Raw genomic sequence first — 14,872 nt, forward strand, 5'->3', positions numbered from 1 at the left:
GCGGCGGCGATTCGTCGCCGCCGCGCCTGAGCGCCGCGTCCTCGGTGGCGCTCACGCGCCCGCTCCCGTCGCGCCGCGACGGTAGGAGTTCACTTCACCGAGCCGGTGGTGAGACCACCGATGAGCTGCTTCTGGAAGGCCAGGTACAGCGCCATGATCGGGATCGAGCTGAGCAGCGCACCAGCCGAGAACTGGCCGAACAGGGCGTTGCGGTCGTTGCCGACCGTCATGCCGTAGAGGCCGACGCCGAGGGTCTGCTTGTCGACGTCGGTGAGGAAGATGCTCGCGAGCATGAACTCGCCGAACAGGCTGACGAACGACACCATGAACACCGTGACGAGGATCGGGCGCACGAGCGGCAGCGTCAGGCTGAAGAACACGCGGGCATGCGAGGCGCCGTCGACGAACGCGGCCTCGTCGAGTTCCTTCGGAACGGTGTCGAAGTAACCCTTGAGAAGCCACACGTTCGATCCCATCGCGCCGCCCAGATAGACGAGGATGAGCCCCCACGTGGTGTTGAGGCCGAACGCGGGCATCACCTCACCGATCTTCGAGAAGGTGATGTAGAGGCCGACGAACGCGAGCAGCGCCGGAAACATCTGCAGCAGCAGCAGCGCGAGCAGCATCGCCCGGCGGCCTCGGAAGCGCAGGCGCGAGAACGCGAACGCGGAGCACGCGCCGATGAAGACGCTGAACACCGAACCGACGAGCGCGATGAGCAGCGCGTTCTTGTACCAGGTGACGAACGGTCGCGCCTCGTTGCTGAACAGGTCGGAGAAGTTGTTGAGCGAGAAGCTCGTCGGCAGCAGCGTCGAAGAACTCAGCGTCCCCGCCTTGTTGAGTGCCGCCGAGAGCAGGAACAGGATCGGGAACAGCGCGAAGGCGAGCGCGCACAGCGCGAGCAGGTGGCGCCACCACACGCCGCCACCGAGGCGCGGCGCACGAGCATGCGTGCCACCGGGAGCAGCTTCGGGCACGCCGGTCACGGCTCCCGGTTCGGGCAGGCCGGCCGCAGGGGTGTTCATGGCAGACATCAGTTGACCTCCTCGAGGGCCTTGCTGCGCAGGAAGCCGGGGAAGCTCAGGAGCGCGACGATGATGAAGATGACGACGGCGACCGCGGATGCGAGACCGAAGTTCGGGTTCGTCCCGTCGATCGCGAGACGGTACGCGTAGGTGATGAGCAGGTCGGTCGAACCGATCTGGGCGCTGTCGCCGACGAACGGCCCGCCCTTGGTCAGCAGGTAGATGAGGCCGAAGTTGTTGAAGTTGAACGCGAACGACGCGATGAGCAGGGGGCCCACCGCGACGAGCAGCAGCGGCATCGTGATGGAGCGCAGCGTCCGGATCGGGCCGGCACCGTCGATGCGTGCGGCCTCCATGACGTCACCCGGGATCGACTGCAGCGCGCCTGTGCACACGACGAACATGTAGGGGAAGCCCAGCCACAGGTTGGTCAGCAGGATGGCGGCGCGCGCGGCCCACGGGTCGCCGAACCAGTCGATGTCGAGGCCGGTCAGGTTGTTGATGAGGCCGTAGTCCTGGTTGAACATCGACGCCCACACGAGCGCGGAGACGAACACGGGCACGGCGTACGGCAGGATGAGCAGGCTGCGGTAGATGGCGCGGCCCTTGATGCGCGGGTCGTTGAGCAGCAGCGCGAGCAGCATGCCGAGCACGAAGGTCGACAGCACCGACAGGATGGCGAACGCCATGTTCCACGCGAAGATGCCGAAGAACCCCTTGCGAATCGTGTCGTTCGTCACGAGGTCGGTGTAGTTCTTGAACCCGACGCCCTGCTTCCACCCGACCGGCAGCGGGCTCGCGGAGCCGGACTGCGGCACCCAGCGTGCATCCTTCTCGACATATACCGTGCCCGTGGCGGAGTCGGTGAGGGTGTTCTTCGCCTTGTCCCACTTCAGCGTCGGCGCGCCCTCGAACGCCTGCGAGACGCCACTGGCCTTGATGCCGTGGCCGTCACTCGTCGGCACCGCGAAGTTGGCGAGGTCCTTGCGCTTGTTCGCCTCGCCGAGCTTGAGGACGCGATAGCCCTCGGCCGACTTGAGGTGGCCGATGCCCATCTCCGTCTTGCCCGTGAGCGGCTGCAACCCCTTGGCGTCACCGACGAAGTGCTTGCCCTTCTCGTCGGTCAGCAGGAAGTGCAACGGCGCGGACGTCACATCCTGGCCGTCCTTGACGGCGATCGACAGCCCGTACGTCGGCGACCCCGCGACCTGCTGGACGGAGTAGGCGATGTCCTGCTTCGTCGCCTCCTCCTTGGAGACGAGGTGGCCCTGGCCGTAGTTCGTGAACGACGTCGCGGCCGTGTACACGATGGGCCACACCTGCAGCCCGAGCAGCAGGATCAGGCCCGGGAACAGATACTTCGCGGGCACGTTGCGGCGCGTGCCGTACACGACGAGCACGGCCATCGCGACGAACGCGACACCGACGACGGCGAGGCCGTACCCCTTGTCGGCCAGCTGCGTCGCGAGATAGATGCAGAGGATGACGGCGGCCGCGACGAGCGCCCACTTGAGGATCGGCGCCCACACGGGGCTCTTGGCTGGCGGCAGACCCGACGTCTGCTCGGGGGCGGCGAGGGTCGCCATGTCCTTCTCCATCGCTCGGGGAATTCGTTCACCGGTGCTCACCGCACCAGCCTGGGGCGTGAGGCGCCTCGCGGGCGCCGTCAGGCCTGTCGTGATGGGCGTCGTCGTCGACGCTCGACGCGCCGTGAGCCGGCGACCGACGTGGTCACCGGCTCACGGGTGCGACGTGGGTGGATCGTCAGCTGCCGGCCTTGATGGCGGCCTCGATCTCCTTCTGCGCCGCATTGAAGCGGGCGTCGGGGGCTGCCTTGCCGGAGATGACGTCGGCCATCGCCTGACCCATCGGGCCCCAGACGGCATTCATCGCGGGGATGTTCGGCATGAGCTTCGCGCCCTTGCCGGCCTCGGCCCACTTCGCGACGTCGGGGTTGGACTTGATGACCTCGTCGTACGCCGCCGTCAGTGCCGGCGGACGCTTGCCGACCTCGAACAGCGCCTTCTGCGCGGCGGCGGTGGTGAGGAAGGACGCGGTGAACGTCTGAGCGACGGTCGCATTCTTCGCCTTCGAGCTGACGTAGAACATCTGCACGCCGAGGAACGGCGTCATCTTTCCGCCACCGGCGACGGTGGGCAGCGAGGAGACCTCGTACTTGATGCCGGCCTTGTCGAACGTCGGCAGCGACCACGGGCCGGTGACGATGTACGGCGCCTTCTTGTCGGCGAACAGGGCATCAGCGTTGGTCTTGTCGACGTTGGTCGACAGCACCTTCTTCTTGCCGAGCTCGGCGAGCAGGTTGGCGCCCTTGAGGCTCTCGGGCGAGTTGACGAGCAGCTTGCTCGCGTCGTAGTCGCCGTTGGCCTTCGTGCCGAAGATGCCGCCGCCGAAGCCGGTGAGGAACGGGATGCCGTGGTAGGCGTCGCCCTGCTTGCCCATCTCGAGGGAGAGGACGTTCGTCGCCTTCTTCTCGTCGACGACCTTCTGACCGGTGGAGACGAGCTCGTCGATCGTCTTCGGCGCGTCCTTGACCATGTCGGTGTTGCGCACGAGCGCCATGTTCTCGACGGCGTAGGGCACGCCGTAGGACTGGTTGTTGTACTTCGTCGCGGCGATGGCCTCCTTGTTGAAGCCGGAAGCGACGTTGGCGGGGATCTGCACGGGCGCGACGGAGCCGTTGGAGACGAGCTCACCCATCCAGTCGTGAGCGCCGACGATGACGTCCGGGGCCTGGCCCGCCTTGAAGGCCGTGCCGTAGTTGCCGCGCACGTCCGTCGAGACCTGGACGGAAACCTTGACGTCGTTCTCGTCCGCGAACTGCTTCGCGAGCTTGGAGACGACGGGGGCCGCGGTGCCGTCAGCCCAGATGACGAGGTCGGCGTTGGCGTCACGCTTCGGGTCCTTGGCGTTGACGTCACTGCCGGCGGCAGCACTGCCCGACGCCTTCGCGTCGCCGGACTTCGACGAAGCCGCAGAGGTGTCGCTCTTCGACGAGTCGGACGAGGACGAGCCGCCGCCGCACGCGGAGACGGAGAGGGCGAGGACGCCCGCGAATGCGACAGCCACACTGCGCTTGGTCATGAGTGCTCCGATTGTTCAGGGCCACACCTCGAGTGTGGCCTGCTTCACAGCATGCAGCGTGTACTCAGGGTCTGCAAAGTTTTTCACGGTCACGATTTGATCAAGGAGCGTTGATCGGGTGATAGGCAGGGCCGAGCGAGCATGCAGATCGACCCACCTACCCCTCGAGACGGGGTGCTCAGATGAGCGCTACTGAAACAAATGTGCAGAAGGGCTGGTCAAGAGCCACTCCCATCAGGCATGCTGTGTGCGGCGTCACATCCGTGCGCCGCCCGTTCACAACGGATCGTCCGGCACGTTCCTGCCGGTGAGCGCTAAGGAAAACCCCATGGCAACCGTCACGTACGACAACGTCACCCTCACCTACCCCGGGGCCGATCGTCCCAGCGTCAGCGACCTCAACATCGAGATCGCCGACGGCGAGTTCCTCGTCCTCGTCGGCCCGTCGGGCTGCGGCAAGTCGACCTCGCTGCGCATGCTCGCCGGCCTGGAAGAGGTGACGAGCGGCCGCATCCTCATCGACGGACGCGACGTCACGGCGCTGTCGCCGAAGGATCGCGACGTCGCGATGGTGTTCCAGAACTACGCGCTCTACCCGCACATGAGCGTCGCTGACAACATGGGCTTCGCGCTCAAGATCGCCGGCGTCGACAAGGGCGAGATCCGCAAGCGCGTCGAGGAGGCCGCGCAGATCCTCGACCTCACGCAGTACCTCGAGCGCAAGCCGAAGGACCTGTCGGGTGGCCAGCGTCAGCGCGTCGCGATGGGTCGCGCAATCGTGCGTCAGCCGCAGGTGTTCCTCATGGACGAGCCACTGTCGAACCTCGACGCCAAGCTGCGCGTGCAGACGCGCACGCAGATCGCCGACCTGCAGCGTCGCCTCGGCGTGACGACCGTCTACGTCACCCACGATCAGGTCGAGGCCATGACGATGGGTGACCGCGTCGCCGTCCTCAAGGACGGTCTGCTGCAGCAGTGCGACACGCCGCGCAACATGTACGACCACCCGAAGAACGTCTTCGTCGCGGGCTTCATCGGCAGCCCCGCGATGAACCTGTTCGAGGTGCCGGTCAAGGACAACAAGGTGCTGCTCGGTACCGCGTCGATTCCGCTGCCCGCGGACGCCCGCCCCGGTTCGAACCGTGTCACGCTCGGCATCCGCCCGGAGGACCTCGCGCCGTCCGACGCGGGTCTCGAGGTCGACGTCGTCATGGTCGAGGAGCTCGGCGCCGACGCGTACGTCTACGGCAAGACGACCGTTGAGGGCGAGGACCAGCAGGTCATGGCCCGCGTCGACGGCCGCCGCCCCCCGATGAAGGGCGACACGCTGTACTTCGCGCCGAAGACCGATCACATCCACCTCTTCGACGTCGAGACCGGCGAGCGCATCAACGACTGAACGCGCACCCGCGAGGGGCTGACATGACGATCGAGCGGACGATGGCGAGCGGCCATCGTCCGCTCGACGTATCGACGGGTGGCCGACGCACCGTTTCGGGTGAAACACACCGTCACGCGGATGCAGGCAGCCGCCCCCGCGCGGTGGGAGGATGACGAGGTGGCACTCGACATCAAGGCAGCACGCCCCTACCCCGCGCTGTTCGCACTGCCGTGGAGCGTGCCCCTCGAGCAGTGGCCAGAGGATCAACTCGCGGCACTGCCGCGCGGCATCTCGCGTCACATCGTCCGCTTCGCGAAGGTCGACGGCCGCATCCTCGCCGTCAAGGAGATCAAGGCCGACATCGCGCTGCGCGAGTACGCGATGCTCAAGCAGCTGCGGCGCCTGCACCTGCCGTGCGTCGAGGCGATCGCCGTCGTCACCGGACGCACCGACGTGCACGGCGAACCGCTCGACGCGTGCCTGCTGACGCGGCACCTGCAGTTCTCGCTGCCGTACCGCGCGATGATCAGCCAGACGCTGCGCCCGGACGCGGCGACCCGCCTCATCGACGCCCTCGCGGTCCTGCTCGTCAAGGTGCACCTCGTCGGTTTCTGGTGGGGTGATGTGTCACTGTCGAACGCCCTGTTCCGTCGTGACGCGGGCGAGTTCGCCGCCTACCTCGTCGACGCGGAGACCGGTGAGCTGCGCGAGAAGCTGTCGAAGGGCCAGCGCGAGCACGACCTCGACATCGCGCAGGTCAACATCGCCGGGGAGCTGATGGATCTGCAGGCTGGCGGCATGGTGCCCGACGACATGGACCCCATCGAGGTGAGCAACACGATCGTCGAGCGCTATCACGAGCTGTGGGAGGCACTCACGCAGGCCGAGCGTTTCGACGCCTCGGACGCGTGGCGCGTCGAACAGCGCATCCGCTCGCTGAACGACCTCGGATTCGACGTCGGCGAGCTCGACATCACGACCGACATCGACGGCACGACGATGTCGATCAAGCCCCAGATCGTCGAGGCCGGCTACCACACGCGCCGCCTGCGTCACCTCACCGGTCTCGAGGTCGGCGAGAACCAGGCGCGACGACTGCTCAACGACCTCGTCAGCTTCACGGCGAGCAAGAACCGCCAGAGCGACGACGAACGCGCCGTCGCGCATGACTGGCTCGCGACGATCTACGAACCGATCACCCGCACGGTACCGCCGCAGTTGCGTCAGAAGCTCGAACCAGCCGAGATGTTCCACGAGGTGCTCGAGCACCGCTGGTACATGTCGGAGCGTCTGCAGCGTGGCGTGACGATCGAGGAAGCCGTCGCCGACTACGTCGAGAACATCCTGCCGACGAAACCGGACGAGCAGAACGTCATCGCCCCCGACGCAACGCCCCTGCAGATGACCGCGCGCTGAGCGCGGCGCCCCGGTAACCTCGTGTGCGAAGGAGCACAGGAGGGAATCATCATGAGCAACAACACGAATGGATACGGCAGCCAGCCGTACGGTCAGAATCCGCACGACCCCGCCGCGCAGCCGGGCCAGTACGGCGGCGCGCCGCAGGGCCAGCCTGCTTACGGACAGCCGAGCCATGACCAGCAGGGTTACGGCCAGCAGGAATACCAGGAACAGAGCTACGGCCAGCCTGCCCAGCAGTACGGTGACGCGGGCCAGCAGTACGGCGGCGGCTACGGCCGGCCGGACGCCTACGGCGCACCGGGCTACGCCCAGCAGTACGGTCAGGGCGCACCGAACATGCCGATCCTCGCGAGCTGGGGTTCGCGTGTCGGTGCGGCGTTGCTGGACTGGTTCATCACGATCCTGCCGACCATCATCTGCGTCGGCATCGCGCTCGGCACCGGAGATTTCCTCAAGGACGGCTGGGACGCGCCGGGCGCCGACCCCACCGATCCCTTCACGGACCGGGCCTGGGCGTTCATGGGCGCGGGCACGCTGCTCGGTCTGCTGTTCCGTCTCTGGAACGAGGGATACCTGCAGGGCAAGCGAGGCCAGAGCATTGGCAAGAAGGTGCTCAAGATCGGCGTCATCAACGAGCGGACCGGCCAGTACCTGGGTGTCGGCCGTGGTCTCGGCCGCCTCGCCGTCGACATCCTGATCTCGCTGCCGTCGCAGCTGATCCCGCTGCTGTTCTTCATCCCCCTGCTCAACTACCTGTGGCCGCTGTGGGACGACAAGAACCAGACGTGGCACGACAAGGCCGTCCACTCGCTCGTCGTCCGCACGGCCTGAGCGGCCCACCCGCCATCGACGCCTGACGAGAAGGAACGGACATGAGCAACGGATACGACCCCTACGTTCCGCCGCCCGAGCACGGTGGCGCCCAGGGGTACGGCAGCGGCGCGCAGTCGCAGCCGGGCCCCCAGTACCAGCAGTACCAGGGCCAGCCGTACCAACCGCAGGGCTACCAGGGTGCGCCGCAGCCCGGCCAGCCGTACCAGAATCAGCCCTATCAGGGGCAGCAGTACGGTGCGCCCGCTCGACGGGTGGGGTCCGCGCCCTACGGTTCATGGGGGTCGCGCGTGGGCGCTTACCTCATCGACAGCCTGCTGTCGGCCGTCCCGATGATCGTCATCTCCGGTCTCGGATTGTGGCTGGCGTTCAAGGACAGCTACTCGGTGGAAGACATCAACGGCAACTCGACGCTGCACAACGTCTCCGGCGGCGGTGTCGCGTTGGCGCTGCTCGGTCCGCTCGTCGCGTTGCTGTTCAACCTCTGGAACCGCGCCATCCGTCAGGGCAGGACGGGCCAGAGCCTCGGCAAGAAGATGCTTCACCTCAAGGTCGTCGACGAGCGCACGGGTCAGCCGACGGGCGCCGGTGTCGGCTTCGGGCGTTACCTGCTCGAAGCCGTCGCCGGCGGTATCAGCGGCGGACTCCTGCTCATCGTCGACCTGCTGTGGCCGCTGTGGGATGACACCAAGCAGACGCTGCACGACAAGATCGTCCACACGATCGTGGTGCGCGGCGACTGACGCCCGCCCACCGCGGGCGAGCCTCGAGCTCGCCAGACGTGAAACGGCCCGGTTCCCCTCTCCGAGGGAACCGGGCCGTTTCGCGTCAGGGCACGCGTCAGCGCAGACGCTGGTGGATGTCCTCGCTCATGCGAACGATCGCGACGTAGAACTCGAGCGTCATCCGGATGAAGACGAGGTACAGCAAGATGAGGACGGGGCCGATGATGAGAGCGAGCAAACCCGACGCCGCGTTGTCCGCGAAGCCGCCGATCACCATGAAGACCCACAACAGCCCCAGAGCGCCGACGGAGATGGCGTAGGCGAACTTGACGATCTTCGGCGTGATGAACGTCGAGAACGAGAAGTCGAACAGCGCCTTGAAGAACCCGGCGCCCGACAAGGACTGATCAGCGGGCACCTGCTGCCCGTACGCCTGGGCGCCGGCCGTGGGGTTGGCCTGCGTCTGGTCGTAGGACGTGTGGGCGCCGTACTGGTTCGACTGGCTCTGGTGCGGCTGACCGTACTGCCCGTACTGCCCCTGGTCACCGGTCTGGTCGTACTGGTACGGCTGACCGTAGTGACCGGGGTTCTGGCCGTCGCCGGGCTGGTATCCGTCGTAGGAGTCGTGGTTCGACATCGTGAAGGTCTCCCTCTCGTTCATCATGGTGCCTGGACGTACCACGATACGGGGCTGGGAGCCTCCCGCATCCGACCTCCGGGGCTCAGCGCGTCGAGCCCAGCCCGCGGTTGACGGCCACCTGATACAGCGTCACGGACGTCGCGATGCCGGCGTTGAGCGACTCGACCGCGGAGCTCATCGGCACAGAGACGATCTGGTCGCACGTCTCGCTGACGAGACGCGACAGGCCCTTGCCCTCGGAGCCGACGACGACGACGAGCGGCCGGTCGGCGAGCTCGAGGCCGGGCAGGTCAACGTCACCGTCCATGTCGAGGCCGATGACGAAGAAGCCCGCCTTCTTGAACTCCTTGAGCGCGGCCGTCAGGTTGCTCGCCTGCGCGACGGGGATGCGTGCCGCGGCGCCCGCCGATGTCTTCCACGCCGACGCGGTCATGCCCGCGCTGCGACGCTGCGGGATGACGACGCCGTGGCCGCCGAACGCCGCCGTCGAACGCACGATGGCGCCGAGGTTGCGGGGATCGGTGATGCCGTCGAGCGCGACGACGAGCGGCGTGCCGGGCAGTTCGGGGTCGATGAGGTCGCTCGGATGCGCGTACTCGTACGGCGGCACCTGCAGCGCGAGGCCCTGGTGCACCGCGCCGTCCGTGAGCCGATCAAGTTCACCGCGCGGCGTCTCGAGCATCGCGACGCCCTGCTCCTGCGCGATCTTGAGCGTCTCGCGCACGCGGTCATCGGAGTCGATGCGGCTCGCGACGTACAGCGTCGCGGCAGGCACGCCGACACGCAACGCCTCGAGCACCGAGTTGCGCCCGGCGATGATCTCGCTCGACGTCCGGTCGCGGCGCGCACCGCTCGAACGTCGCGCGTTGGGCGCGTTCTTGGCGGCGCCGGAGCGCTGCGCCGACTTGTACGCCTTGTGGTTCGGGCGCTCCTCCGCGCGCGGCGTCGGGCCCTTGCCCTCGAGCCCGCGTCGGCGCTGACCGCCGCTGCCGGTCGTCGCGCCCTTCTTCGACGCTCCCTTGCGGATCGCACCGCGGCGCGATGAGTTGCCTGGCATCAGTCGTTGTCCTTTCGACCCGTACGCGCCACGCTCCAGCGGGCGCCGTCGGGGGTGTCTTCGACCACGACGCCGGCGTCGGCCAGCTGGTCGCGGATGATGTCTGCTGTCGCGAAGTCCTTCGCCGCACGTGCGGTCTTGCGTTGCTCGACGAGAGCGTCGACGAGCGCGCCGAGCGCACGCTTCGTCTCGTCACCGTCGGCCGATCCGTTGCCCGACCACTTCGGGTCGAGCGGGTTGACGCCGAGGACGTCGGTCATCGCGGCGACCTGCAGCGCGAGCTCTTCGACGCGCCGCACATCGGCCTCGTCGATGGCGGTGTTGCCCTCGCGGATGGCGTCGAAGCACGCTGCGAGCGCGCCGGAGACGTTGAGGTCGTCGTCCATCGTCGCGACGAACGCCTCGGGCAGTTCGACGTCGGCGAGGTCGGCGCTCGTCAGGACGGCGTCCTCGCCGAGGGCGCGACGCAGGAAGCCCTCGATGCGCTCGACGGCGGCATTCGCTTCCGCCAGCGAATCGGACGTGTACTCGATCGTCGAACGGTAGTGCACCGAGCCGAGGTAGTAGCGCAGCACGAGCGGACGCACCGTCTTCGTCAGCTCCGTGACGGACAGCGTGTTGCCGAGCGATTTGCTCATCTTCTCGCCGCTCAGCGTCACCCAGCCGTTGTGCATCCAGTAGCGCGCGAAACCGAGACCTGCGGCGCGTGACTGCGCCTGCTCGTTCTCGTGGTGCGGGAAGCGCAGGTCGATGCCGCCGCCGTGGATGTCGAACGTGTCACCGAGCCAACGACGCGCCATCGCGGAGCACTCGAGGTGCCAGCCGGGGCGCCCCTCACCCCACGGCGTCGGCCAGTTCGCGGACGCCGGCTCGTCGGCCTTGCGGCCCTTCCACAGCGCGAAGTCGCGGGGGTCGCGCTTCGCACGCGGGTCGGCGTCAGCGGCGTCTTCCATGTCGTCGAGCTTCTGCCGCGTCAGCGCGCCGTACTCGTCGAAGCTCTTGACGTCGAAGTAGACGTCGCCCGAACCGTCGGCTGCCGGGTAGGCATGGCCGCGTTCGATGAGCAGTTCCATGAGTTCGACCATGTCGGTGACGTGCCCTGTCGCGCGCGGCTCGTACGTCGGTCGCTGAACGCCGAGGATGTCGAGCGCGTCGCTCGTCTCACGTTCGTGAAGGTAGCTCCACGCGAACCAGGGCTCCCCCGCCTCCGCGGACTTGCGCAGGATCTTGTCGTCGATGTCGGTGACGTTGCGCACGAGCGTGACGTCGTAGCCGTGACCGCGCGTCAGCCAGTTGCGCAGCACGTCGAACGCGACGGCGAAGCGCAGGTGACCGATGTGCGGCGAACCCTGCGTCGTCAGCCCACAGATGTAGATGCCGACCTTGCCGGGCTCAACTGGTTCGAAGTCGCGCAGTTCGCGCGTGGCGGTGTCGAAGATCTGCAGGCTCACGCCGCACAGTCTATCGGCGACGCGCAGCCCTGACGCCCCGCCCGAGCGCCTGCCCACCATCGAGCGGCGCAGCGTCGATCAGTGGCTCAGGAGATCCACTGCTGCCAGGTGAGGTTCCAGTCGCCCTCGCCGTTCGTCACGGAGACGGGGTTGTTCGTGCCCTTGGAGACGAACAGGTTGCCGGGCAGCACCTTGTCGTAGAACCACTTCGCGTCGGCGGCCGACAGGTGGAAGCATCCGTGCGATGTGTCCGCCTTGCCGATGAGGTCGTCCCAGGGTGCGGCGTGCAGGTAGGTGCCCGATTCGGAGACCTGAACGGCGTTGTTGATCTGCTCGTCGTAGTAGTTCGCCTCGCCGGGCGTGCAGGAGATGCCGACGCTGCACGACGTCATGCGTACCGTCCGCTCCTTGCCCGTCACGACCATCTTGCCGGTGAGGCTCTCGAAGCCCTTCTTGCCACCACCCGACTTCATGACGCGGGTGACCTTGCCACCCTCGCTGACGGTGACCTCGTGCGTCGCGGGGTCGTACACCGCCTCGAGGTCGGAGGTGACGTCGAAGCCGACGTCACCGAGCGTGCCCGCGCCCCAGGTCTGGCCGATCGGCATGCCCTGGATCGAGCCGGTGACGGTGACGCTGTCGCCGACCGGCCACTTGTTCTTCGGGCGGTAGTCGAGGCGCGTCGGGCTGACCCAACGCCACGCGCCCTCCACGTTCGCCGTGTCCTTCACGGTGAACCGCTTGGCGACCTCGGCGCGCTGCGCCTGCGGCACGGCCTGGCTGAACGTCAGCACGACCGGCTGAGCGTTGCCGACGTTCGAGCGCTTGAACGGCGTGACGGCGTAGAGGCCGGTCGTGCTCGCACCGTTTGCGGCGGCGAGGAGGGTCCGCGAGTTCGTCGCGCTCTGCCCGTCCGAGGTCTCGGCCGTGGCCGTTACGGTGTACGAGCCGCTCTTGGTCAACAGGCCGGCCAGCGTCCAGGTGCCCGCGCTCGCGTCGTAGTTGCCCTCGACGCTCTTGCCCGCCGCGTCGGTGACGGTGACGTCCGTGACCTGTGCCGGGCTCGAATCGGCGCCCTTCGCACTCACCGTCACCGGCTGCGACAACCCCAGGGGCGAGCCCTGGGCGACGTTCGAGGCGATGGTGATGGTCGCCGCAGGCGCGGCACTCGACGAACTCGTCGACGACCCGGGCGATTCAGCGCCCGAGTGCGTTCCCGACGCCGAACCCCCAGCGCCCGACGACACGTTCGCCGCGGGCGCCGAGTGATTCGCGTCCGAGGAGCATCCGGCGCCGACGGCCCCCAGCGTGATGACGCCGACCAGGATCGCCCCGGTGTGCACGAGGCGACGATCGGGGCGGGTGTGGGCGAGGGGCAGGCTCGATGGGCGACGCATCCTCCCAGTCTGCGCCACGTCCGTCGAACCACCGCGCAGGAACACGCGGGTCACCCTCGGATGCTCACAGCTCGGACCCAGCTCCGATCGTGGCGCCCTCGGCCGCGATGCTCGTCGCTTCACCGTGGCCCGTCAGGACGGTGGTGTGGCCCGGCAGCGTGAACAACGACGCGCGGATCGAGGCGAGCAGCGTGTCCTCGTCCGAGTACGACCGACCGGTCGCACCGGGGCCGCCCTGGAACAACGTGTCGCCCGTGAACACGACGTCGAGCGCCTCGAGGTACAGACAACACGCGCCCGGCGCATGCCCCGGGGTGTGGATGACGCGCAGGGTGGCCCCTGCGACCCGCAGCTCGTCCCCGTCGCTCAGCGACTCGTCGGGCGCCCAGTCGTACGTCATGTCCCACAGCACGCGGTCGCCCGGGTGCAGGTGGACGGGCGCACCTGTCGCGGCGCGCACGTCGGCGGCGGCCGTGATGTGGTCATTGTGGGCGTGCGTGCACACGATGGCAACGACCTCGCGGCCCGCGACGCCGTCGAGGATGGGCGCCGCCTCGTGAGCCGGGTCGACGACGATCACCTGCTCGTCGTCGCCGATGAGCCAGACGTTGTTGTCGACGTCCCACTTACCGCCGTCGAGCTCGAAGGTGCCGGAGGTGACGACGCGTTCGATGCGCAGACCGCCGTCGGCGACGACGACTTCCGGGCCCGCGGGGGCGCTCACAGTTCCACCACCGAACGCAGCACCGAACCCTCGTGCAGCTTCTCGAACGCCGACTCGACGGCGTCGATGCCGATGCGCTCGGTGACGAAGGCGTCGAGGTCGAAGCGGCCCTGCTTGTAGAGGGCCACGAGCGCCGGGAAGTCGCGCTCGGGCAGGCAGTCGCCGTACCAGCTCGACTTGAGCGCGCCACCGCGACCGAAGATCTCGATCATCGGCAGTTCGATCTTCAGATCGGGCGTCGGCACGCCGACCATGACGACGCGGCCGGCGAGGTCACGGGCGTAGAACGCCTGCTCGTACGTCTCGGGGCGTGCGACGGCGTCGATGACGACGTCGGCGCCGAACCCGCCGGTGAGTTCGCGGATCTTCTCGACGGCGTCGACGTTCTTCGAGTTGATCGTGTGGGTCGCGCCGAACTTCTTCGCCGTCTCGAGCTTCGCGTCGTCGATGTCGACGGCGATGATGCGCGCCGCACCGGCGATCTCGGCACCGGCGATGGCCGCGCACCCCACCCCACCGCAGCCGATGACGGCGACGGACTCACCGCGTTCGACCTGGCCGGTGTTGGCGGCCGCACCGAACCCGGCCATGACGCCACAGCCGAGCAGGCCGACCGCGGCTGCGTCGGACTCCTCGACCTTCGTGCACTGGCCGGCGGCGACGAGAGTCTTGTCGATGAACGCGCCGATCCCGAGAGCGGGCGTCAGCTCCGTGCCGTCCTCGGCCAGCGTCATCTTCTGCGTCGCGTTGGCCGTGTCGAAGCAGTACCAGGGCTGACCCTTCTTGCACGCACGGCACTCGCCGCACACGGCGCGCCAGTTGAGCACGACGAAGTCGCCGACCTCGACGTTCGTCACGCCCTCGCCGATCTTCTCGACGCGCCCGGCCGCCTCGTGGCCGAGCAGGAACGGGAACTCGTCGTTGATGCCGCCGTCGCGGTACGACAGGTCGGTGTGGCAGACGCCGCACGCCTCGACGTCGACGACCACCTCACCGGGGCCGGGGTCGGGCACGACGATGTCGACGAGTTCGACCGGGGCGTTCTTGCTGCGGGCGATGACGCCCTTGACCGTCTGGGACATATCGAAAGATCTCCTCGTGTGGAAGGTGGCTCGACGGG

General features: G+C 67.8%; 13 protein-coding genes. 4 read left to right on the top strand and 9 right to left on the bottom strand.

The genetic code is table 11. The annotated features are described in order from the left end of the window. Window positions 1-89: 89 nt before the first annotated feature. The 3 genes from HMPREF0321_RS10850 to HMPREF0321_RS10860 all read right to left on the bottom strand — a co-directional run bounded on the left by HMPREF0321_RS10850 (window position 90) and on the right by HMPREF0321_RS10860 (window position 4,127). The gene (locus tag HMPREF0321_RS10850; protein WP_006946432.1) at window positions 90-1,034 is read right to left on the bottom strand and encodes a sugar ABC transporter permease; all 945 of its coding nucleotides are present in this window, start codon (window positions 1,032-1,034) and stop codon (window positions 90-92) included. Then, window positions 1,034-2,611, bottom strand: a complete 1,578-nt coding sequence (locus HMPREF0321_RS10855; RefSeq protein ID WP_131942082.1) for an ABC transporter permease subunit — start codon at window positions 2,609-2,611, stop codon at window positions 1,034-1,036. The genes HMPREF0321_RS10850 and HMPREF0321_RS10855 overlap by 1 nt, the downstream gene beginning before the upstream one ends. Window positions 2,612-2,789: 178 nt before the next feature. Then, entirely contained in the window at window positions 2,790-4,127 is a 1,338-nt protein-coding gene (locus tag HMPREF0321_RS10860) for a maltose ABC transporter substrate-binding protein (protein WP_040014906.1), read from the bottom strand. Window positions 4,128-4,455: 328 nt separating this feature from the next. Between HMPREF0321_RS10860 and HMPREF0321_RS10865 the strand changes: the two genes are divergently transcribed. The 4 genes from HMPREF0321_RS10865 to HMPREF0321_RS10880 all read left to right on the top strand — a co-directional run bounded on the left by HMPREF0321_RS10865 (window position 4,456) and on the right by HMPREF0321_RS10880 (window position 8,501). After that, complete coding sequence (locus HMPREF0321_RS10865) at window positions 4,456-5,526, top strand: ABC transporter ATP-binding protein (RefSeq protein WP_006946417.1); 1,071 nt, start codon at window positions 4,456-4,458, stop codon at window positions 5,524-5,526. Window positions 5,527-5,685: 159 nt separating this feature from the next. Further along, complete coding sequence (locus tag HMPREF0321_RS10870) at window positions 5,686-6,924, top strand: DUF4032 domain-containing protein (RefSeq protein WP_040014913.1); 1,239 nt, start codon at window positions 5,686-5,688, stop codon at window positions 6,922-6,924. 51 nt (window positions 6,925-6,975) lie between these two features. Further along, on the top strand, window positions 6,976-7,758 hold the full coding sequence (locus tag HMPREF0321_RS14980) for an RDD family protein (RefSeq protein ID WP_006946428.1): 783 nt from the start codon (window positions 6,976-6,978) through the stop codon (window positions 7,756-7,758). Between the two features lie 41 nt (window positions 7,759-7,799). Further along, window positions 7,800-8,501, top strand: coding sequence for an RDD family protein (locus HMPREF0321_RS10880; RefSeq protein ID WP_006946433.1), 702 nt, complete (start codon window positions 7,800-7,802; stop codon window positions 8,499-8,501). A 97-nt stretch (window positions 8,502-8,598) separates the two neighbouring features. Here the strand turns inward: HMPREF0321_RS10880 and HMPREF0321_RS14985 are convergent, their stop codons facing one another. From HMPREF0321_RS14985 to HMPREF0321_RS10910, 6 genes are all read right to left on the bottom strand, one after another. Next, window positions 8,599-9,144, bottom strand: a complete 546-nt coding sequence (locus HMPREF0321_RS14985; RefSeq protein ID WP_175282488.1) for a DUF4282 domain-containing protein — start codon at window positions 9,142-9,144, stop codon at window positions 8,599-8,601. A gap of 61 nt (window positions 9,145-9,205) precedes the next feature. Continuing rightward, window positions 9,206-10,180, bottom strand: coding sequence for a 23S rRNA (guanosine(2251)-2'-O)-methyltransferase RlmB (gene rlmB, locus HMPREF0321_RS10890; protein ID WP_006946440.1), 975 nt, complete (start codon window positions 10,178-10,180; stop codon window positions 9,206-9,208). Further along, window positions 10,180-11,631, bottom strand: coding sequence for a cysteine--tRNA ligase (cysS, locus tag HMPREF0321_RS10895; protein ID WP_006946434.1), 1,452 nt, complete (start codon window positions 11,629-11,631; stop codon window positions 10,180-10,182). The genes rlmB and cysS overlap by 1 nt, the downstream gene beginning before the upstream one ends. A gap of 86 nt (window positions 11,632-11,717) precedes the next feature. Next, on the bottom strand, window positions 11,718-13,082 hold the full coding sequence (locus tag HMPREF0321_RS10900) for an Ig-like domain-containing protein (RefSeq protein ID WP_139023637.1): 1,365 nt from the start codon (window positions 13,080-13,082) through the stop codon (window positions 11,718-11,720). A gap of 10 nt (window positions 13,083-13,092) precedes the next feature. Beyond that, entirely contained in the window at window positions 13,093-13,752 is a 660-nt protein-coding gene (locus tag HMPREF0321_RS10905) for an MBL fold metallo-hydrolase (RefSeq protein ID WP_006946438.1), read from the bottom strand. Continuing rightward, complete coding sequence (locus tag HMPREF0321_RS10910) at window positions 13,749-14,834, bottom strand: S-(hydroxymethyl)mycothiol dehydrogenase (protein WP_006946443.1); 1,086 nt, start codon at window positions 14,832-14,834, stop codon at window positions 13,749-13,751. Before HMPREF0321_RS10910 ends, HMPREF0321_RS10905 begins: the two co-directional genes overlap by 4 nt. Between the last annotated feature and the right edge of the window lie 38 nt (window positions 14,835-14,872).

Origin of the sequence: Dermacoccus sp. Ellin185 (assembly GCF_000152185.1) — a bacterium.
Taxonomy (GTDB): domain Bacteria; phylum Actinomycetota; class Actinomycetes; order Actinomycetales; family Dermatophilaceae; genus Dermacoccus; species Dermacoccus nishinomiyaensis.

Bases quoted from the DNA above. Each gene is read 5' to 3' on its own strand.
- HMPREF0321_RS10880 (WP_006946433.1), top strand. From the start codon at position 7,800: ATGAGCAACGGATACGACCCCTACGTTCCGCCGCCCGAGCACGGTGGC.
- HMPREF0321_RS14980 (WP_006946428.1), top strand. From the start codon at position 6,976: ATGAGCAACAACACGAATGGATACGGCAGCCAGCCGTACGGTCAGAAT.
- HMPREF0321_RS10860 (WP_040014906.1), bottom strand. From the start codon at position 4,127: ATGACCAAGCGCAGTGTGGCTGTCGCATTCGCGGGCGTCCTCGCCCTC.
- HMPREF0321_RS14985 (WP_175282488.1), bottom strand. From the start codon at position 9,144: ATGAACGAGAGGGAGACCTTCACGATGTCGAACCACGACTCCTACGAC.
- HMPREF0321_RS10910 (WP_006946443.1), bottom strand. From the start codon at position 14,834: ATGTCCCAGACGGTCAAGGGCGTCATCGCCCGCAGCAAGAACGCCCCG.
- HMPREF0321_RS10850 (WP_006946432.1), bottom strand. From the start codon at position 1,034: ATGTCTGCCATGAACACCCCTGCGGCCGGCCTGCCCGAACCGGGAGCC.
- HMPREF0321_RS10855 (WP_131942082.1), bottom strand. From the start codon at position 2,611: ATGGCGACCCTCGCCGCCCCCGAGCAGACGTCGGGTCTGCCGCCAGCC.
- HMPREF0321_RS10865 (WP_006946417.1), top strand. From the start codon at position 4,456: ATGGCAACCGTCACGTACGACAACGTCACCCTCACCTACCCCGGGGCC.
- rlmB (WP_006946440.1), bottom strand. From the start codon at position 10,180: ATGCCAGGCAACTCATCGCGCCGCGGTGCGATCCGCAAGGGAGCGTCG.